This is a genomic window from Sphingomonas sp. P4_D12 (assembly GCF_056401895.1).
Map to the genome: position 1 here is coordinate 18,769 of NZ_JBFUIL010000013.1, position 20,064 is coordinate 38,832.

Annotated in this window: 17 protein-coding genes; 9 read left to right on the top strand and 8 right to left on the bottom strand. The window is 66.7% G+C overall.

The features are described 5' to 3' along the window. The first annotated feature begins 332 nt into the window (after positions 1-332). Positions 333-1,439, top strand: coding sequence for a nucleotidyltransferase family protein (locus AC1DSD_RS20670; RefSeq protein WP_478032722.1), 1,107 nt, complete (start codon positions 333-335; stop codon positions 1,437-1,439). Here the strand turns inward: AC1DSD_RS20670 and AC1DSD_RS20675 are convergent. The 4 genes from AC1DSD_RS20675 to AC1DSD_RS20690 are packed head-to-tail and all read right to left on the bottom strand — an operon-like array spanning position 1,413 to position 5,919. Beyond that, entirely contained in the window at positions 1,413-2,942 is a 1,530-nt protein-coding gene (locus AC1DSD_RS20675; RefSeq protein ID WP_478032723.1) for a B12-binding domain-containing radical SAM protein, read from the bottom strand. The two genes, AC1DSD_RS20670 and AC1DSD_RS20675, sit on opposite strands and share 27 nt — an antisense overlap. After that, on the bottom strand, positions 2,939-3,730 hold the full coding sequence (locus AC1DSD_RS20680; protein WP_478032724.1) for a class I SAM-dependent methyltransferase: 792 nt from the start codon (positions 3,728-3,730) through the stop codon (positions 2,939-2,941). The genes AC1DSD_RS20675 and AC1DSD_RS20680 overlap by 4 nt, the downstream gene beginning before the upstream one ends. Beyond that, positions 3,727-4,527, bottom strand: a complete 801-nt coding sequence (locus AC1DSD_RS20685; RefSeq protein WP_478032726.1) for a class I SAM-dependent methyltransferase — start codon at positions 4,525-4,527, stop codon at positions 3,727-3,729. The genes AC1DSD_RS20680 and AC1DSD_RS20685 overlap by 4 nt, the downstream gene beginning before the upstream one ends. A gap of 3 nt (positions 4,528-4,530) precedes the next feature. Further along, complete coding sequence (locus AC1DSD_RS20690) at positions 4,531-5,919, bottom strand: B12-binding domain-containing radical SAM protein (protein ID WP_478032728.1); 1,389 nt, start codon at positions 5,917-5,919, stop codon at positions 4,531-4,533. A gap of 54 nt (positions 5,920-5,973) precedes the next feature. Here AC1DSD_RS20690 and AC1DSD_RS20695 point away from each other — a divergent pair, with 54 nt between their 5' ends. The 4 genes from AC1DSD_RS20695 to AC1DSD_RS20710 all read left to right on the top strand — a co-directional run bounded on the left by AC1DSD_RS20695 (position 5,974) and on the right by AC1DSD_RS20710 (position 9,468). After that, positions 5,974-6,861 carry a hypothetical protein gene (locus tag AC1DSD_RS20695; protein ID WP_478032730.1) on the top strand — a complete coding sequence of 296 codons (888 nt, stop codon included), beginning with the start codon at positions 5,974-5,976 and terminating at the stop codon, positions 6,859-6,861. After that, positions 6,858-7,970: a glycosyltransferase family 4 protein gene (locus AC1DSD_RS20700; RefSeq protein ID WP_478032732.1), complete on the top strand. Its 1,113-nt coding sequence runs from the start codon at positions 6,858-6,860 to the stop codon at positions 7,968-7,970. The genes AC1DSD_RS20695 and AC1DSD_RS20700 overlap by 4 nt, the downstream gene beginning before the upstream one ends. Then, the gene (locus AC1DSD_RS20705; RefSeq protein WP_478032734.1) at positions 7,967-9,070 is read left to right on the top strand and encodes a glycosyltransferase family 4 protein; all 1,104 of its coding nucleotides are present in this window, start codon (positions 7,967-7,969) and stop codon (positions 9,068-9,070) included. The genes AC1DSD_RS20700 and AC1DSD_RS20705 overlap by 4 nt, the downstream gene beginning before the upstream one ends. Before the next feature lie 80 nt (positions 9,071-9,150). Continuing rightward, the gene (locus AC1DSD_RS20710) at positions 9,151-9,468 is read left to right on the top strand and encodes a hypothetical protein (RefSeq protein ID WP_478032736.1); all 318 of its coding nucleotides are present in this window, start codon (positions 9,151-9,153) and stop codon (positions 9,466-9,468) included. A 61-nt stretch (positions 9,469-9,529) separates the two neighbouring features. Here AC1DSD_RS20710 and AC1DSD_RS20715 read toward each other — a convergent pair whose 3' ends face one another. Continuing rightward, positions 9,530-11,473, bottom strand: coding sequence for a polysaccharide biosynthesis protein (locus AC1DSD_RS20715; RefSeq protein WP_478032738.1), 1,944 nt, complete (start codon positions 11,471-11,473; stop codon positions 9,530-9,532). Between the two features lie 180 nt (positions 11,474-11,653). Between AC1DSD_RS20715 and AC1DSD_RS20720 the strand changes: the two genes are divergently transcribed. From AC1DSD_RS20720 to AC1DSD_RS20735, 4 genes are read left to right on the top strand one after another with little or no spacing between them, the layout of a single operon-like run. Continuing rightward, positions 11,654-12,691, top strand: a complete 1,038-nt coding sequence (locus AC1DSD_RS20720) for a polysaccharide biosynthesis protein (protein WP_478032740.1) — start codon at positions 11,654-11,656, stop codon at positions 12,689-12,691. Beyond that, positions 12,681-13,793, top strand: coding sequence for a polysaccharide biosynthesis C-terminal domain-containing protein (locus AC1DSD_RS20725; RefSeq protein WP_478032742.1), 1,113 nt, complete (start codon positions 12,681-12,683; stop codon positions 13,791-13,793). The genes AC1DSD_RS20720 and AC1DSD_RS20725 overlap by 11 nt, the downstream gene beginning before the upstream one ends. Beyond that, entirely contained in the window at positions 13,790-14,911 is a 1,122-nt protein-coding gene (gene wecB / locus AC1DSD_RS20730; RefSeq protein ID WP_478032744.1) for a non-hydrolyzing UDP-N-acetylglucosamine 2-epimerase, read from the top strand. Before AC1DSD_RS20725 ends, wecB begins: the two co-directional genes overlap by 4 nt. Positions 14,912-14,920: 9 nt before the next feature. Next, positions 14,921-16,123: a glycosyltransferase family 4 protein gene (locus tag AC1DSD_RS20735; protein ID WP_478032746.1), complete on the top strand. Its 1,203-nt coding sequence runs from the start codon at positions 14,921-14,923 to the stop codon at positions 16,121-16,123. Here AC1DSD_RS20735 and AC1DSD_RS20740 read toward each other — a convergent pair. Genes AC1DSD_RS20740 through AC1DSD_RS20750 form a run of 3 tightly spaced genes read right to left on the bottom strand, consistent with a single transcriptional unit; the run spans position 16,098 to position 20,022 of the window. Next, a complete protein-coding gene (locus tag AC1DSD_RS20740) occupies positions 16,098-17,471 on the bottom strand; it encodes an oligosaccharide flippase family protein (RefSeq protein WP_478032747.1) in 1,374 nt (457 codons plus the stop codon). The genes AC1DSD_RS20735 and AC1DSD_RS20740 overlap by 26 nt on opposite strands. Next, positions 17,366-18,793 (bottom strand): hypothetical protein, encoded by a 1,428-nt coding sequence (locus AC1DSD_RS20745; RefSeq protein WP_478032749.1) that lies wholly within the window; start codon positions 18,791-18,793, stop codon positions 17,366-17,368. Before AC1DSD_RS20745 ends, AC1DSD_RS20740 begins: the two co-directional genes overlap by 106 nt. After that, positions 18,790-20,022, bottom strand: a complete 1,233-nt coding sequence (locus tag AC1DSD_RS20750) for a glycosyltransferase family 4 protein (protein ID WP_478032751.1) — start codon at positions 20,020-20,022, stop codon at positions 18,790-18,792. The genes AC1DSD_RS20745 and AC1DSD_RS20750 overlap by 4 nt, the downstream gene beginning before the upstream one ends. Between the last annotated feature and the right edge of the window lie 42 nt (positions 20,023-20,064).

The window sequence follows — 20,064 nt, forward strand, 5'->3', positions numbered from 1 at the left end:
TTCGACGCGGTGGTCGTCAGCCAGCAGGTGCGGGCGATCACTTTTCCGCCTCTATGAGCGGACGTGCATACAATCCCATGCAAGTCGCGGCCCCGCGTTGAACTAAGTGTCCGATTACAACCACCAACGAGCGGATGGCCGCAGATAGAGAGATTATCGCCGGCCCAATGCCGGAGACGGAACCGTGCTATGGAGCCGCCGACGGTGGTTTGTCCCGCGCTATGCCCATCATCACGACGGAGGAGATCGGATCGCGGCTGCGGCGCGCGGGTGTGCGCGGCAATCCGATATGGCTGTGGCCCGAGGTGGATCGAGCGCGGCGCCAAGCGGCAATGGAACAGCTCGCAACCGTGACGCATCAAGTCCTGGCTGGGGATGCGGCCGAACTGACCAGCGACGCCGCAGCAATCGGGCTTGCCGGCTATGTGTCGGGCATGGGGCCATTACTCGGCTGGTGGGTCGACCGCGGGCTGATTTCCGCTCCAGATGCGATTGCCGCGACTCTACGTGAGCATCTGCGCCACAATCGCGACCGCGCGGGGCGGTTGCGCCTGGCCTGTACCGCGATCACCGCCACACTCGATTCGGCCGGAATCAAATCAATAGTGCTCAAGGGACTTCATACCGAAAGCGCGTATTTTCCCGCTCCCGGAACCCGCCCCGCATCGGATATCGATCTCCTGGTCGAGCGCAGCAAACGGGCCGCGGCCGAGCGGGTCCTATCGTCCCGCGGTCTTGTGCCGGCATCGCGCGGCACGTTCGAAAGCAGCTGGCGCGAGAGAGCTGCCGCGACTCAGCCAGCGTCACTCTATCTGGTCCATCGCGACGATCCCTGGACCGTCGACCTCCACCACTCGCTCGACATCGCTCCAGCGCCTGGCGCTCCGATCGCACGGCTAGATCTCGGTCAGCCGATGCAGAGCGGGCGCCGCTGGGCCGGCAGGGAAGCTGGCTACACGCTCGACCAGCCGCTGCTCGCCTTGCACCTCGCGGTCCATGCCGGGCACGGGCTGCACAATCTGACCTTGTTGCGGTTGGTCGAACTGGTGCTGGTCATTCGCAATGATACGGCGTCGGGTCGCCTGTCGTGGCCCGACTTCGCAGCGCTCGCTACCGCCGCCGACGCCTTCGGCTACGCTTATCCCGCGTTGGCCTTTGCTGAACAGCTGGCCCCCGGGACGATACCTCGCCATATCCTGTCGGAAAGTGCGCGTGCGGCGTCGCGCCGCGCGGTGGGGATCGTCCGGCGCCTCACCCCGGCGACTGCCCAACGCATCGGGCGGCCGTCCCTGGCCATGCATTTCATGTGGACGCGCGGGATGGAGGGCTGGGCTCGGCAGATCGCCGCCGATCTCGTCCCGCACGCATCGCTCCGACGCAGCCTTGAAATCTATCGCGCGCGCGCCTGGCAGTTACTCGGCAGCTTCGGTCGCGACTGACTCCGCGGAGGGCCGCAAATGCCCGTAGAGCTGATCGTCGTCCGGCACGATCCGCGCGAGTTTACGGATGCGGCGCAGGAAATGCGGCTCGGCATAATCCTCGCGCGCCCAACGCCGCCGCGCCGCGATCTGCCCCAGCGCCTTGCCCCAGGCGCGCGTGCGGCGATCGTGGACCGAGGGGAAGCGGCTCTTGAGCACCAGTTCGAAATCGTCGACCCGCGTCTTCAGCCGTTGCTCGAGCCACGGCGTGTGCGGGTTTTCGTGCGTCATCCATGTCACCCATTCGGGCTCGATCCATTCCTCGAGCGTCTCGGGCGTGCCCGCCAGCGGATCGATATCGCCATAAGTGTCGCGGCGCTGCGGCGTCGGCGTGTAGAAATAGCTGATCAACTCCATCGCCGGGTTGATGACCTTCAGCTTGCGGATGAAGGTCAGCGTATTCTCGATCTCGCGCTCGGGCTCGTCGGGATCGCCGAACACGAACGAGAATTCGGGAATGATGCCATGTTCGCGACACTTGGCGGCGGTCTGCACGATCTGATCGGTGGTCGTGCCCTTGTTCATCTTCTTGAGGATTTCGTCCGACCCGGATTCGGCGCCGCAGAACACCATCGTCAATCCGGCTGCCTTCAGCTTGCGCCAGGTGTCGTCGGAAAAGCGCGTCAGCGTGTCGACCCGCGCTTCGCACCACCAGCGCAGCCCGAGCGGCGCGAAGGCGGCGGCGATCTCGCGCGCGTGCGGTTCGTTGAGGAAGAAATTGTTGTCGTAGAAATGGACCGAATCCATCCCGTAATCGCGCGACAGGAAACGGAGGTGCTCGGCCGTGCGGGCGGGTGACTGGACCTTCTCGCGCCGCCCGAACACCGAGATCACGCCGCAGAAATTGCACCCGAACGGGCAGCCGATCGACGCCTGATAGACTCCCGATTTGCGGCCGAGAAAGGTCGGGTGGAGATACTGGGCGACGTCGATCTTGTGATAGGGCGGCTCGGGCAGATCGTCGGGACCGAGCCAGATCCGCTCGGGCGCCTTGAAATGGGTCCCGTCGGGCTCGCGGAAAGCGATACCGGCGATCGTGCGCGGATCGCGCTTGCCCTCGATCGCGTCGAGCAATTCGGCGAAAGCGTTCTCCCCCTGCCCGCGGATCACCCAATCGACATAAGGCGCGTTGAGCACCGGCTCGGGATAGAGGCTGCCGAAATTGCCGCCCCAGATGATGGGGATGGCGGGGAAGCGTTGCTTGAGCGCGCGCGACAGCGGCACCGCGCTGACCAATTGCGGGCCCGGCATCACCGTCAGCGCGATCGCGGTGACCGGATCATTGCCGCCAGCGCGCGTCTCGACCCAGTCGCAGATCGCCGCAAACAGGTCGATATGCGGCAGATTGCCGTCGACGATCTCCCAACTGCGATGTGCCGGCAGTCCCGCACCGACCGCCATCACCGATAGTGGGAAACGGCGGTTGCCTGGGCGCGTGGCGCGTGGATTGACCAAGAGGATCATGGCCGTTCGGCGACCCAGAGGTCGAACCGCGATGGCACGCGTGCCCGCCGCAACGCAGCCTTGATTGGGCGCAGTTCATAGCTGATTGGATACAATATCCAATGTCGCCGCCAATCGAGCTCAGGCGCCGCGGCCAACCGATCGCGGGTGAGGAATTCGATGAATGGCAGCCCAAGCAGGCTATCGGCGCGCGCGCCGAAATGCTGCGCCGCCTGCGCGCGTTTCTCGGCGACCATCGCCAGCCCGTCGCGCTCGCGGGTGTAGAAGGGAGAATCGAGGATGATGATCCGGCCGCCCGGCCGCGTCACGCGCACCGCCTCCGTCAGCGTCGCCGACAGGTCGGTCGCATAGTGTAACGCGGCGTTGAACACCGCCAGATCGGCGCTCGCCGCATCGAGCGGGATGGCGTCGAACGAGGCGGTGATGCGGTCGATCCCGCCTGGTGCCCGCGCGACGAAAGGTGACCCGGCCCCCAACCCATCAACCGCGTCGTCGCGGATGTCGATCGCGATGGCATGATGCCCTTCGAGCGCGACACGATAGCTCAGCCAGCAATTGCCCGCGCCGAGATCGAGCATGGTGAGCGCCCCCCGCGTCGCGGCAAGCGGTCGGACGATCCGCGCCATCAACGCTTCGAAGCTGCGCGCGCGCACTGCCCATTGCGCGGCAAACGGGCCGTCTTTCAGATAGGGCAGGCTGAGCAGCGCGTCCCCGGCATAGCCCCTGCCCTCCGCGGCACGATGCTCGGCATAATCGGCCGCGAATTGGGCAAGCGCCGCCTCGGTCACGCCGCCGCCTCCGTCCGCACGAAGCGATAGAGGATATGGTCGCCGAATATCGCCAATGGCCGCCCCAGCGCGTCGTCGAGCGCATCGAGCCCGGCCAGCAGATGCGGGTGGCGCGAGATCCACGGCTCGGCTGCGCTCGGCGGGACGAACACGCCGATGCCCTGGCGCCCGGCGGGCTCGAACCAGGGCGACAGCGCAGCGGCGAGATCGCGACGGCGATGATAGACCACGGTGAAATCATGCCCGTTGAGCCGTGCCGGCACTGGCCCGCGCACGCGGCGGCGGAACATGTTGCGCGGGCGCCCGCGCAGCGCCTCGACCAGCATCTCGCCCGGGCAGCACGTCCCGAACACCACCAGCAGCGCCGACGCCCCCGGGCGCAGCAAGCGCGCCAGTCCTTGCCCGACCGACGCGAGATCGGCGACGCAATTGAGCCCGGCAAAGGTCGACCAGGCGCCGTCGAACATACCCTCGATGCCGGAGAGATTCTCGGCCGGCGCGACCTCCGCGGCGAGCATTGGGCGCCCGGCGAACTTGGCCGAGGCGACACCGACCATCGCGGGCGATGGATCGGTCATCAGCACCTGATAGCCGCGCCCGGCCATCCACAAAGCATCGTCCCCGGTGCCGCCGCCGAGCTCGATCAACCGCGACCGCGGCGCGAAGGTCGCCGCCAGCGTCTCGCGCACCGCGCGGCGCTGGGCGGCGACGCTGAGCCATGGGGTGAACCGCGCGTCGAACCCCTCGGCGATCGAATCGAAGGCCAGAGCGGCGGGCGACAGGTCGCGCACGGACATGCGTCAGGACCCGACGGCGAGGCGGAACGGGCTCGGCGACCGATGATCGTGCGTCAGTTCCTCGAGCCGCACCCAGGCCGCATCGTCGCGCACGCCTTGTTCGACCTCATGGTGCAGGAGGTCACGGATCTTGCGGTAGAAGGTGGTGTCGTAGGTGCCCTGGAACAGCATCGCCAGGTCGCCGGTATCCTTCCAGTTACGCTGCCGGCCAAGTTGCGCGCGGACCTGCTCGTAGAAATCGGTGCCGGGCAAAGGATAGGAAACCGACACCCCGATCTCATCGGGCGCCTCGTCGCGGATCAGGTCGCGGGTCGCGATCAGATCCTCCCACCCTTCCGACGGATAGCCGAGCTGGATGAACCAGCAAGCCTTGATGCCATGCGCCTGGAGCGTCCGCGTCGCACTGCGCGCGGCCTCGACATTGCTACCCTTGTCCATCGCGTCGAGAATCTTCTGTGACCCCGATTCCACGCCCAGCCACACCTCTCGCGCGCCCGCTTCGGCCAACGCCGCCACGCTGTGTTCGGTCATCAGGTTGACGCGCGATTGCATGGTGAAGGGGATCGCCGCGTCGGCGCGGCGAACCTCGTCGGCGAACGCGCAGGTCCAGTCGATATCGAGGCCCAATATGTCGTCGGTGAACCACAAATGATCCGGCGCGACGTCCCGCTTCAGCCGCGCCATCTCACGCACCACGTCTTCAGGCGATCGCACCGTGTAGCGGCGGCCGAAGGTCGGTTTCGCGCACCAATTGCAGGCATAGGGACAGCCACGCGACGTCGCGATGTTCCACGAAAACTCACCATGCGCGCCAGTCCAGGCGGCGCGATAGGCGGCGATATCGAGCAGATCCCAGGCCGGGTGCGGCAAGGTATCGAGATCCTGCTGCGCACGCCGCGGCCGGGTCGCGCCGGGATCGGGCAGGATCAACCCGGCAATATCGCCAATCTCACCGATGCCGCGTTCCCAATGGTCGACCAGTTCGAGCACCGCGCTCTCGCCCTCGCCCAGCACTACGGCGTCGGCGCCCGCGCCCAGATACATGGCCGGATTGTCGCTGACGTCGGGCCCGTTGGCAGCGACGCGGCAGCCCCGCGCGGCGGCCGCGCGGATCATCGCCAGCGCGGTGTCGCGGCGCACCGTGGTGCACATCTTGGTCAGGAAATTGAAATTGTCCTCCATGACGACGACCGCCTTGGGACGGACCGTGTCGAGCATCGCCTCGAAGCGCTCGATGCCGGGTTCGAAGGTCGCGTCGAACAAGGCGACCGCATGCCCTTCGCGCCGCACCAGGGCGGCGGCGATCAGCGTCGAGAGCGGAGAATAAGGCCGCATTCTCGATTGTTGCTTGGCGTCATGAACCATGAAGTTCGAATGGGAGAACAAAATCACGCGGCGTGCGCCTTTCGGACGCCGCCGACGGGCTCGCGAACAGGGGACGGATTGGTGCAAGACGAGGCCGGATACTGCCACCTGACGCTGTTTGGCATTGCGACCCTGATCATCGCCGACGATCCCCGTTTGCTCGCGACCGCTCGGGCGGCCCTTGTCGACTGGCTCATCGAAGCGCCGATGCCCGAACCGGAAATCACTCTCCGGCTCGCGCGCGACGACGGGCCTGCCGATTGGGTAAGTCCGGCGATCCGCGTCGAAGGTTCACGCCTGACGATCGAAGGCGAAGGAATCCGCGGAGAGGCAGATGCGACGACCGGCGCGGCGCGATGTCGAGTGCCGGCGCGGTTGATCGATGCGTCCGGTATGTTGGCCGATCAGATCCTCGACCCGCTGCTGCTGTTCCTGGCGACGCGGCGCGGGCGGACGCCGGTTCATGCGTCGGGCGTGATGATCGGCGATACGGTGATGGTGCTCGCGGGCGCCAGTGGGTCGGGCAAGAGCACGCTCGCGCTCGCCGCGATGGCGCGCGGCCTGGCGGTGCTGTCGGACGACACGTTGTATGTCGAGCACGGCGCGCGCCTGCGCGTCTGGGGAGTGCCGCGACCGATCCACGTCTTTCCGCGTGACGCGCCGCCCGGGGATCAAGAAACCCGCTTGCGCGGTGGCAAGGTGAAGCAGGCTGTCCAGCTCCCGGCGGGCCCGCGATATGCCGATCACTTGACGCTGGTCGTGCTCGCGCGCGGCGACACGCCGGCACTCGACGCGATCGCGCCCGAGGAAGCGACGCGGCATTTGGCTGAACTCGAACCCGGCTTCGATTTGTTGCGCGAGGAATCGGCAGCAGCCGTCGCTGCGCTCGCGTCGCGCGGCGCGTGGCGGCTCCGGCTCACCCAAGATCCCGACGCCGCGATCGCGCTGCTGCAGGAAGCGTTCGGGTGATCCGCGTCACCCAGATCGGCATCGTTCGCCCGCGCGAGAAGATCGACCCCGATCGCCTGCTCGCCGACTGGCCGACGCTCGCCGACATCGCCACCGCGACGCAGCGTGCCGGCGCCGAGGTGACCGTAATCCAGTCGTTCCATCGCGATGCCGAGATCGTTCGCGACGGAGTGCGCTATCGCTTCGTCGCCGAACCCGCGCTGCCCGGCCGCGCGACCGGGCTAATGCCCGGTCGGCTGGCGCGCGCGGTTCGGGCGGCCGCGCCGGACGTGCTGCACGTGAACGGACTCGATTTCCCTCGCCACATGCGCGCGCTGCACCGGCTCGGCATGCCGATCCTGGTGCAGGACCATGCCAGCCGCGCGGGCGCTGGTGGAAACAAGCGGCGCCGTGCGCTGGAGCATATCGCCGGCATCGCCTTCACCACGGCCGAACAGGCTCGGCCGTTCGTCGATGCCGGCGAGCTGTCGCCAAACGTCCCGGTCTTCGCCGTGCCCGAAAGCTCGACGCGGTTCTCCCCGGGCAGTCAGGCGACCGCGCGCGCCCGGACCGGGATAGAGGGCGATCCGGCGGTCCTGTGGGTGGGTCGGCTCGACGACAACAAGGACCCGTTGACGGTCCTGGCGGCGATCGAGATCGCGGCGCACGACCTTCCCCACCTGAAACTGTGGTGCTGCTTCCACGAACAACCCTTGCTGGCCGAGGTCGAGGCGCGGATCGCCGCGTCGCCCGCATTGGCCGGGCGCGTCCACCTGCTGGGCCGCGTGCCGCATGCGCGGATCGAGACATTGCTCAACGCCAGCGATTTCTTCCTGCTCGGCAGCCATCGCGAAGGATCGGGCTATGCCTTGATCGAAGCGCTGGCATGCGGCGTCACGCCGATCGTCAGCGACATCGCACCGTTCCGAGCGATCGCCGGATCGATCGGCGCGCTCGTTCCGGTCGGCGACGCGGCGGGATTCGCCCGCTCGCTGGTCGCGCTGGCACGGCAGGATCGCCTGGCGTTGCGACGTCGAGCCGTCGAGCATTTCGAGGCGCATTTGTCGTTCGACCGGGTCGGCGCACAGCTCTGCGCGATCTATGCCAAACTGATCGAGCGCGAGCGATGAAGATCGCGATCGTCGTTCCTGGCGGCGTCGACCGGTCGGGCACGCGCCGGGTAATTCCCGCCCTGCTCTGGCTGATAGAACGCCTGGCGGTGGAGGACGAGGTCCATGTCTTCGCCCTCCAGCAGGAGAAGCTCCCCGCGCGATGGCCACTGCTCGGTGCCCAGGTCCATAATGCCGGCGCGCGGCCGCGCCGCCTGCGGACGCTCGGCCAGATGCTGGGCGAACATCGCCGCGGCGGGTTCGACGTCGTCCATGCTTTCTGGGCGGGCGGGCCCGGCGTCGCCGCGGCCCTGTTCTCCCGGCTCACTGGCGTGCCGGTGTTGCTGACGCTCCCGGGAGGCGACCTCAGCGCGATGCCCGACATCGGCTATGGCGCACGGCTGACCCGGCGCGGGCGCTTCTGGGTCGACCTGGCGCTTCGACAGGCGACGCGCGTGATCGTGCCAAGCGAGTGGATGCGCTCGCAAGCCGCCGCTTTGGGAATCAACGCAACCTGCATCCGCTACGGCGTTTCGCTTGACCAATGGCCGACACGCATGCCGATCCGTCGCGTGCCGGGCACACCACTTCGCATCGTCCAAGTCGCCAATCTCAATCGGGTGAAGGACCAGGAGACGTTGCTCGGCGCCATGCACATACTGGCTACGCGCGGCGTGGCGTTCGAGGTCGACGTAATCGGGCTCGATACGCTGGATGGCGCGGTGCAGCGGCGTTGCCGCGAACTAGGACTCGCCGATCGCGTGCGCTTCCACGGTTTCGTCGAACACGCTGCGGTGCGCCCGTTCATCGAGCACGCCGACCTGGTGGTGGTGAGCTCGCGGCACGAAGGCGTGCCGATCGCCACGCTCGAGGCCGCGGTCGCGGGTGTGCCGACGGTCGGGACGTCGGTCGGCCAGATCGCCGATTGGGCGCCGGATGCGGCGATCGCTGTCCCGATCGGCGACGCCGAGGCGCTAGCCGATGCGATCGAGCGGCTGGCGGGCGACGAGGATGAGCGCCTGCGCCTCGCCGCCAACGCCCAGGCTTTTGCGGTAGAGCATGATGGCGACGCCTTCGTCGCCGCGATGCGTATCCTTTATCGCGCGTTCGCGCGGGAATAGCCCCAGGCTAGGCTCATCAAATGCGGCCAGTCCGGAAGCGACCCAATTGCGGACGTGCCAAGAACCTATAAGATACAGGAATGTATGATCGGACATTTGGCTGGCGGGACGAACTCAAAGCTATCGTCATCTTCAGCCTTCTTGCCCTCGGTCTTGCTGGGGCATTTGTCTGGAGAAGGTCGGCACCGCAGACCTACGAAACAGCGAAAGTAGTCCGGTTCGGGACTTATGCCGACAATCTGGGGAATCATCCGACCCTGGTCGTGGCTACTAGCGACGGAACCGAGCGCCAGATTGAGACGACGCCAGAGCTGTTGAGGGACTGCAAGGCCGGCAGCAACATCAAGTTGATCGTGTCGCCGCGTCACTCCGAAGTCGCGCCAGCGGGCTGCCAATAGCCGGTTCTCGCGACGACCGCTTTCCACCCATTTTCAGACGCCCTCGTTTTTGGCTCACCACCTAAGCCACGGTGGCGACCGGCATCGTCGGTAGCGTCCCGGCTTCGCGATAGACCCAATCGGCCACCCCGCCCTCGCAGCGGAATTCGGGCACCAGCTCGGTCAGCGCCGCGATCAGCTGCCCGCGGCTGGCGGCATCGAGTACGTTTTCGAGCCGATCGAGCCGGGCATGGAGCGCGTCGATCGGCAGGAAGCCCTCATCGGCCTTGAGGATGCGCGGGTGATCGGTCGGTGCGGGATCGTTGCCGATCAGCAATTCCTCATAGAGCTTTTCGCCTGGCCGCAGCCCGATCTCGACAATGTCGATGTCGCCGCCCGGATTGTCGATGTTGCGCACCGCCAGCCCAGCCAGTTCGATCATGTTGCGCGCCAGGTCGAGAATCCGGACCGGCTGTCCCATGTCGAGCACGAACACGTCGCCGCCGCGCGCCATCGCGCCGGCCTGGAGCACCAACTCGGCCGCTTCAGGCACCGTCATGAAATAGCGCGTCATGCGGCGGTCGGTCAGCGTCACCGGGCCGCCCGCCGCGATCTGTTGCCGGAACAACGGCACGACCGATCCGCTGCTCCCCAGCACATTGCCGAACCGCACCATCGAGAAATTGGTCCCCGGCGACACCTGATTGAGCGCCTGGAGCACGAGTTCGGCGGCGCGCTTGGTCGCCCCCATCACGTTGGTCGGCCGCACGGCCTTGTCGGTGCTGATCAGCACGAAATCGCGAATGCGCCAGCGCGCCGCCGCGCGCGCCAGTGTCCAGGTGCCGAACACATTGGTCCTGATGCCCTCGGCCGGATTGTGCTCGACGAGCGGCACGTGCTTGTAAGCAGCGGCGTGATAGAGCGTATCGGGCCGCCACGCGCCGATGATTTCGTCCATCCGCGCGCCGTCGCAAACCGACCCGAGCAAAGGGACGACCTTGAGCGATGGATAGCGCGCGGCGAGCTCGCGGTGGATCTCGTACAGTCCGAACTCGCTGATCTCGACCAGCAGCAGCGCCGCGAGGTCGCGCCTGGCGAGTTGGCGGCACAATTCGCTGCCGATCGATCCTCCCGCCCCGGTGACCATCACGACCTTGCCGTGAATGTGACCGTGCATCAGCGCGACGTCCGGTTCGACCGAGGCGCGGCCGAGCAGATCCTCGATCTCGACGTCGCGCAACTGTGTGACTTCGACCCGACCGTGCGCGATGTCCATCAACCCGGGTAGCGTCCGGATCCGGGCGTTGGCGCTGAGCGCGTCGGCGATGATCTGATTGCGCCGCGCGCGTGAGGCGGACGGCACCGCGAGCAGGATTTCGTCGGCGCCGAGCCGCTCGACCACCTCGGCGATCCGCGCCGGATGATGGATCCGGCGCCCGTCGAGTACGCTGCCGATCAAGGCGGGGCTGTCGTCGAAATAGCCGACCACCGCCATCTCACTGCTTTGCGCGATCGCGGCCGAGAGCTGGCGCCCGGCCGACCCCGCGCCATAGATCAGCACGCGTCGGTGCGGCGCGCGGCCGGCACCCGCCACGTCGAACAGCCAATAGCGCGCGAGCACGCGCGATCCGGCGATGCCCACGAACAGCAGGATCGGCTGTATCAGCACGATCGTGCGCGGGATGCCGAACACGCTGATCACGGTGAACACGGTCGCGAACGGCAAGGTATAGATCGCACAGGCGCGGGCGATGTTGACGATCGCGCGGATGCCCGCCTGGCTGAAGATCTCGCGATACAGGCCCAATGCCCAGAACAGCGGAAGAGCGATCGCGATCGACACCGCGACCAGCAAGCCGAACGGCGTGTCGCGTTCGGGCCAGAAACCCAGCCGTAGGATAACCGCGGCATAGCAAGTGATCGCGCACAGGCAGCCGTCGACCAGCATCGCAATCCAGCGCTTGGTCGGACGCGGCCGCGACACGGCAAAATGGCGCAGCGCCATGAGCGGCCGCGCCAGAGTCACGACAGACTCCGTTGCGGCAACCGGGGAAGTGCGATCGTGTCCAAACGCCCTGTCACATCGGCTTAGTGGCCATGTGCGCGCCGCCAAGTTCAACCGGGGTGAACGCTTCGCCGCGCGCCGGGCACCAAGGATGGAGGGATCGACCAACCGGGACAGACGGAAAGGACGCCGGCGCTCGGCATGGGGGATTTCACGGACAGGACATTGATGATCACCGGCGGGACCGGGTCGTTCGGCACGACCATTCTGCGCCATCTGCTGGCGCAGCCGATCGCCGAGATCCGCATCGTCAGCCGCGACGAGAAAAAGCAGGAGGACCAACGCCTGCGGTTCAACGACGCGCGGATCAAATACCATATCGCCGACGTCCGCGACGCGCGCGCGATGGAAATGATCAGCCGCGGCGTCGACTTCATCTATCACGCCGCCGCCTTGAAACAGGTGCCGTCATGCGAATTCCATCCGCTGGAAGCGGTGGCGACGAACATCACCGGCACCGCCAATGTGCTCGACGCGGCGATCAGGAACGGCGTCAAGCGCGTCGTCTGTCTGTCGACCGACAAGGCAGTCTATCCGGTCAACGCGATGGGCATGTCCAAGGCGCTGATGGAAAAGGTCGCGATCGCCCGGGCGAGGATGGCGGAAGGCAGCGGCACAGCGATCTCCGCGACGCGCTATGGCAATGTGCTCGCCTCGCGCGGCTCGGTCGTGCCCTTGTTCATGCGCCAAGTGCTGCGCGGCCAGCCGATCACCATCACCGACCCGGAGATGACGCGGTTTGTCATGACATTGGATGAGGCCGTCGACCTCTGCCTTTACGCGTTCGATCATGGCAGTAACGGCGATCTGTTCGTTCAGAAGGCGCCCGCCATCTCGATCGAGAAGCTCGCCCACGCCGTGCTCGCGGTAATGGGCCGGCCCGACCATCCGATCCGGGTGATCGGCACGCGCCACGGCGAGAAGCAGCACGAAACCTTGCTGAGCCGCGAGGAAATGGCGGTGGCCGAGGATCGCGGCGCCTATTTCCGTGTCGCGCCCGACAATCGCGACCTCAATTACGATGCCTATTTCAGCGACGGGCGGGAGCAGGTGTCGCGCGCCGACGATTTCAATTCGCACAATACGCGCCAGCTAGAAGTCGCGGAACTGGCGGACATGCTCGGCCGACTGCCTTATGTTCGCGGCGTGCTGACGGGAGAAACGGTCGATGAAAGCTGAGCGGCCGACGGTCGCGATCACCGGGGCGAACGGCTTCATCGGACGCAACCTGACGGTGCGGCTGAGCGAGCTCGATTACCCGGTCCTGCCGATCACCCGCGACACTCCGGTCGACGATGCGCGTCGGGCGGTGGGCGCGAGCGCAGTGGTCTTCCACCTTGCCGGCGTCAACCGGCCCGACGATCCCGGCGACTTCCTACGCGGCAATCGCGATTATACCGCGTCGGTGGCCGATGCGATCGCGGCCGGCGACCGGCATCCGCTGGTGATCCTGGCCTCGTCGCAAAAGGCGGTCGAGGACACGCCCTACGGCGCCAGCAAGCTGGCGGGCGAACAGGTCGCGCTTGGCCTGGGCGACGCAGCGACGGTATCGATCTGGCGGCTGCCCAATGTCTTCGGCAAATGGGCGCGGCCCAATTACAATTCGGTGGTCGCGACCTTCTGCCACAATATCGCGCGCGGGCTGCCGATCGACGTGCATGACCGCGCCACGCCGTTGCGGCTGCTCCATATCGACGATCTGATCGACCAGTGGCTCGCGTTGATCGCCGCGCCGCCGACAGCCAGCGGAGTGGTCGCCCCGGAAATGGTCTATTCGAGCAGTGTCGGCGAGATCGCCGACCTGATTGCCGGTTTCGCTGCGCGCCGGTCGAGCGGCGAAATCGGCGACGTCGGCACCGGCTTGTCGCGTGCGCTCTACGCGACGTTCATCTCGTACCTGCCCGAAGCCGCGTTCAGCTACCGCCTTGTCGCGCACCGCGATCCGCGCGGCAGCTTCACCGAGATGCTCAAGACGCCGTCGAGCGGGCAGACATCCTATTTCACCGCGCATCCCGGCGTGACTCGCGGCGGGCATTACCATCACGCCAAGGTCGAAAAATTCCTCGTCGTCCACGGCGAGGCGCGGTTTCGCTTTCGCCATATCCTGAGCGGTGACGAACATGAAATCGTCACCTCGGCGGCCGAGCCGGTGGTGGTCGAAACCATCCCCGGCTGGACCCATGACGTAACCAATATCGGCGACGACGAGCTCGTCGCCATCATCTGGGCCAACGAGGTGTTCGATCGCGACCGCCCCGACACCGTGGCGCTACCGCTATGACCAAGAAGCTGAAAGTGATGACGATCCTGGGCACCCGCCCCGAGATCATCCGCCTGTCGCGCGTCATCGCCGCGCTCGACCGTCACACCGATCATGTGCTGGTCCATACCGGACAGAATTACGACCATGAGCTCAACCAGGTTTTCTTCGACGATCTGGCATTGCGCGCACCCGACCATTTCCTCGACGCGGCCGGCGCCACCGCCGCCGAGACGATGGGCCAGGTGATCATCGCCGCCGACAAGGTGCTGGCGGCCGAAGCGCCCGACGCGCTGCTGGTACTGGGCGACACCAACAGCTGCCTGGCGGTGATCGCCGCCAAGCGCCGCCGCATTCCCGTGTTTCACATGGAGGCAGGCAATCGCTGTTTCGACCAGCGCGTGCCCGAGGAGATCAACCGCCGGATCGTCGACCACAGTGCCGACATCAACCTGCCCTATTCGACCATCGCCCGCGACTATCTGCTCGCCGAGGGCTTTCCCGCCGACCGCGTGATCAAGACCGGCAGCCCGATGTTCGAGGTGCTGAGCCATTACCGCTCGGGCATCGACGCGTCGAACGTCCACGCGCGGCTGGGGGTCGAGCGCGGACGCTACGTCGTGGTGAGTTGCCACCGCGAGGAGAATGTCGATGGCGACGAGCGCCTCCGCCAACTGGCCGACACGCTCGGCGCGGTCGCCGCGCTTCACGACGAGCCGATCCTGTTCAGCGCGCACCCGCGTACCCGCAAGCGGATCGAGGTGCTCGGGATCGCCTTCGATCCGCGCGTCAGAGTGATGAAACCGCTCGGCTTCCTCGACTACAATGCGCTCCAGCTTCATGCGCGCGCAGTGCTGTCGGACAGCGGCACGATCAGCGAGGAAGCGGCGATCCTGGGCTTTCCCGCGCTCAACATCCGCGACGCGCACGAACGCCCCGAGGCGATGGAGGAAGCGGTCGTGATGCTGACCGGGCTTGGCCGAGAGCGCGTGCTGCAGGGCCTGGCGATGCTGGCGGCGCGCACCGCCCCGCCGCGCTTACCCGCCGATTATGCCATGCCCGATGTGTCGGAAAAGGTCGTGCGGCTGATCCTGAGCTACACCGATTACGTCCGCCGCACGGTGTGGAAGGAATATTGAGCCCCGGCCATGCGATTCCTGATGGTCGCGATGCAATTCCCGGTCGAGCCGGGGCAATCGTATTTGACGACCGAGCTTGCCGATGCCCTGGTCGCGGCGGGCCACCAGGTCGACGTGCTTCACCTCGACTGGCACGCGGCGCCCGGCGGCCCGACCCGGACCTTCTTCACCGATAGCGGCGTCCGCGTGGTCCGCTGCGCGCCACGGGCGCTGGGCGGCCCCGGCCTGCTGTACCATGCCAGCAAGTTTGTGCTGAGCGGCCGCCACGCCGCCCGCGTCGCCTGGCGTCATTTCGATCTGGAGAGTTTCGACGCGCTGATTGCCTGGATGCCGGGGATCGCGATCGCGCCGCTGTTGCCGCTGATCCATCGCGCACGGATCAGGCATCGCCTGTTGTTCATCTGGGACTTCTTTCCCGACCATCATCGCGAGATCGGGCGGATGCCGGGCGGGCTGCCCTTTCGTATCGCGCGGTGGTGGGAACAGCGGGAGATGAACCGGTTCACTGCGATCGTCTGCACATTACCGGGCAACGAAGCCTATCTGCGCGCGCATTACCGCGTACGGCCCGATCAGCGTGTGCTGGTGACACCCGTCTGGGCCGATACCACGCCGCTACCTCCGGTCGATAGCGCTGCGATTCGGCGACAGTACGACCTGCCGAGCGATGCCCCGATCGCGGTGTTCGGCGGACAATTGGTCGAGGGCCGCGGGTTCGATCAGATGCTGGGCGCGGCAGAGGCCGGGCACGCCGCGGGATCGCCGCTTCGCTATCTGTTCGTCGGCGACGGTCGGCTGGCGCCGATGATCCGCGATCGGGCGGCCAGGGCCACGAATGTCCTGTATCGTCCGCCGGTGCCGCGCGCCGACTATCTGAAGCTGCTCGGCGCCTGCGATGTCGGGATGGTCGCGACGGTGCCCGGCGTCACCTCGTTCAGCATCCCGTCCAAGACGATCGACTATCTTCGGGCGGGCCTGCCGGTGGTTGCCGCGGTCGAACATGGCAGCGACTTTCCCGCTATCCTGGAAGGATATCGCGTTGGGCGGACCGTCTCGTTCAATGACCCCGGCGGATTCCATCGCACGGCCGAATTGCTATCAACGGATACTGCAATCCGTGAGGAGGTGCGAACCAACGCACCACGCTGCCTCGACGAGGTGTTCGACGTCCGTCACGCGGTGGCGACTATCGAAGCAGCGACGCGGCCCTGATCGCGTTTCCAGCGCCGCCGGGCCGGCGTCGCGTCAGGAACAACAGCACCGCAATACCCGCCGACAGCGCATAAGCGCTCGCATAGCCGATCTGCGGTGCGCGCGGATCGCCCATACCGATCAGCGTCAGGGTGATCGCCGCCATCATCGCCAGCGTCGCGATCTCGATCGCTGCGTAGCGCCCCGGCCGCCCTCGCGCGAACGCCGAGAACATCGCCAGCGACACCAGCACGCGCATCGTGTCGCCGATCATATAGGTGCGGATCACCGGGATCGCGGGCAGATAGGTATCCGCCAGAAACAGATGGACAAGCAGTGGCGCGCCGAGCGTGAAGACGAGCAATGCGCCCGCCATCACTGCCGTTCCCGCCGCGGCGCATTGCACGACCAACCGCCGCCGCCGGGCATCCTCGGTCAAGGTCGCGACGTGCGGCACGAAGAATTGCACCATGAACAGTCCGAGGAACTGCGTCGACAGGTCCGATATCCGGTTGGCCGCCATCCAATAGCCGAGCGTCGTCACCCCGAAATGATCGCGATAGATCGAGCGCAGGCCGAACAGCATGATCGCCGAAAATCCCGTCGTCGCGGCAATCGACGCCGAATAGCCGAGCAGCCGCCGCGCCTCGGTCCTGACCACGCCGGCAGGCGCCAGCGCCAGATGGAGCGGTCGCGCGAAGACGAACGCGAGCGCCATGGTCAGCAGCGGACCGGCGGCGAACGCCAGCGCGGCGAACTCGGCTTGATGCCGCGAGATCAGCCACGCCGCCGCCGCCGTCGCGACCAGCAGCCCCGCCGCCTGCGCCGCGAGACTGAAGCTCGCGCGCCCGCGCCCCGACAGGATGCTGCACCAGATCTGCCCGGGGCCCGCCGCCAGCGCGAGCGCGGCCTGGCTTGCGATCAGCGGCCAGCGATGCGGGGCGTCGATCAGCAAATCGGCGATCGCCGGTGCGCCGATCAGCACGCCCAGCCCGATCACCGGTGCCGCGATCGCCCAGATCGCCAGCGCCGCGCCGTGTACCGCGCCAAGTGCCGCGTGATCTTCCGCCGCCGCAGCCTCGCGGATCACGCCATTCTGCGTGCCGCCGACCGCGATCAGGTTGAGCAAGGCGGCGAACGCCATCAATTGCGCGAACACGGTGAAGCCGTGCACCGGCAGATGCGTCGCCGAGAGCTTCAGCAGGACGAGCGCCGACGCGATGCGCACGCCGAAGAAGATCGGCACCGAGGCCAGGCGACGAACTATGACGGCGCACCCATTGCCGCCGGCAAGGTCGCCGGGAGCGCTGCGGGCAGTGCCGCGGAAAGGGCCCGACGCGACCGATGCCACAACCAGATCGCGATCCACGCCCCGAACGTCGTATAGCCGTCATAGCTCGCCAGCACCTGGTTGTTGGCGGGCAGGTAGAAGATCATCGTCGTCGTCAGCGCAAACAGCACCGCGGCGGGGTCGTTCATCCCTGCCGCCGCTTCGCGCCACCAGCGCCCCCAGAAGAAGCCGATCAGTGCGAGGACGGGGATGGCGCCGACAAAGCCGACATCGTTCGCGATCCAGGTGATCAGCGTCGACCAATAATTCTCTTCGGGCCAATGATCGGCGCCGTTGCGCCAGGTATAGGTGTTGAGATGCGGCCCGCGATCGTCGGTCGCGGCTTCATAGACCGAGAGCGCGGCGGGCGAATGGCCGACGCCCCAGGCCGGCTCGAACGGTTTCTCCATCGCGAGGTCGAGTCCGTAATAGCCCGAACAGGTCGACAGGATGAAGATCGTCAGCCCGAAGCGCTGGCGGAGCGGCAGCCAGCTGATCGCCGGATTGTCGAGATCGGCACAGATCCGGCTGTCGTTGATGCAGACCGCGGTGCGGCTGACATAGCTGCCCAGCCGCCCTTCCTTGCGATCGGTGAACAGCCCTTGCGCGACATAGAGGAAGACGAGCCCGATCAGCACCGGTTTCCAGTAACGGCGCACCAATTCACCCGCCGATTCCCCCATCGCACGGGCGCGGCCGAATGACACGAGAGCCGCGGCCGCACCGATCACGAACAGATCGGCGATCTCCTTGTCGGTGCCGCGCAGGATCGAGAAGATGACCGATGTTGCGACCGCGACACCCAGCGAGGCACGCCCGATCCAGCCGATCCGCTGCCAGTGGATGATGCCGAGCGGCAGGATCGCATAGACGAACGGTGCGGTGAGCGCGCGCACCATGACGATCATGTTGCGTTGACCACCGGTTGCGAGGAGCTGTTGCTGGAACCGGCGATAGGCCGCGCCCTGATCGGCCAATGCATCGAGCACTTCCCACGGTGCCTTGCCGGTATAAGCGAAGCTCGATGGGATCAGCAGCAGCACCGCGACGAGCGCGGCCAGCGGCAAGAAGAACGCCAGTCCGGGCAACGGCGCCGTCACGCGCGTCGGCCCCGCCGACCCGGTGAACGTCGCGACCCACAGCACGGTGAGGCACAAGGCGACATAGAAGAACAGTCGCACCCAGTCGGCGGTATAATAGATCGGCCAGTTCACCGGCCAGGCGAGGAACAGCAGGAACGTACCGACGACATAGCCGAACACCAGCATCAGCGGCACGCGCGTGATTCCCGCCGGGCTGACCACCGGCACGACGCGGGTGGCGCCCGCGCCGGGCAACGGCAAGGCGCTCGTCAGGCTCAAATCGTCCGGGCCGGTGAATTGGTCATCGCTGTCGGGTTAGTGCCCGCAATCACGCCGAGGGTTCGCGTCATCCCGCGATCGAACGCCAGATTCTCGGCATAAAAGCGTCGGCCCGCCGCCCCCATCGCGTCACGCCGGTCGCGCGGCAGTCCTGCGATCTCGACCAGGATGCGGGCCAGCGCCGCGGCATCCCCTGGCGGCGCGACCAACGCCGCGCCCGATCGCCGTAACAGGTCGGCGGCTTCGCCCGCCACGCCAGCGACGATCGGCCGGCCCATCGCGAGATAGAATTGCGTCTTGGACGGGATGGTGATCGCAAACAGCGGATCGTCGCGCAAGTGAAGCAACAACGCGTCGGCAGCAGCGAAGACGCCGATGATCCGCTCTGGCGGCACGCGTCCGGCGAACCGCACCGCGGCGTTGCCCGCGGCGCGATCGCGCAGTGCGGCGGCATCGACCCCGTCGCCGTAAAGCACGAGCTCGATTTCGGGCCGGTAGCGAGCTGCGATCGCAACCGCGTCGATCGCCGTCTCGAGTGCCTGGGCGCGGCCGAGATTGCCGCCATAGACAATCGTGAAGCGGCCGGGATCCGTTGTCTCCGCGACACCTCGTTCGGCGAATTCGGCGTCGGCCCAGTTGCGGATCACGGTCAGCTTGGCGTCGGGAACGCCGCGCTCGACCAGGGCGCGCCGCATCCCTTCGGACTGGACGACGATCGCCCGCGCACGGGCATAAACGAAGCGGCACAGCGCGCCGATCGGCCCTACCATCCGCGCGGCGCCCGCCATGCCGGTCGCCGCCAGCGTGTCTGGCCACAGATCCTGGATATCGAGCACGAAGGGCAACCCGCGCAATCCGCCGCCGATTGCCGCCGCCAGCCCGACCGTGATCGGCGGATGATAGACATAGGCCATGTCGTACCGCCCGCCGCGGATCAGGCAGTAGAGCATCGCCGAGACGAAAAACGATAGAAAGTTAAGCGACCGCCGCAGCGACGACGCGTCGTGGCTGGGATAAAGCGGCAGGCGGACGACGCGCACGCCCTCGATCGTTTCGTACTGGACCAGCCGGAGCCGATAGCCGGGATAGATCTTCCCGGTCGGATAATTGGGAAAGCCGGTAACGACCGTCACCTGATGCCCCGCCGCCTCGAGCGCGCGGACGAAGTGAATCCCCTTGATGATATTGGGCTCGGGTTCGAACCATTGCGTCAGATAGAGAATCCGCATTCCGCCCCCGCCGATCCGGCCCGCGTTGAACCGCGACCGGGT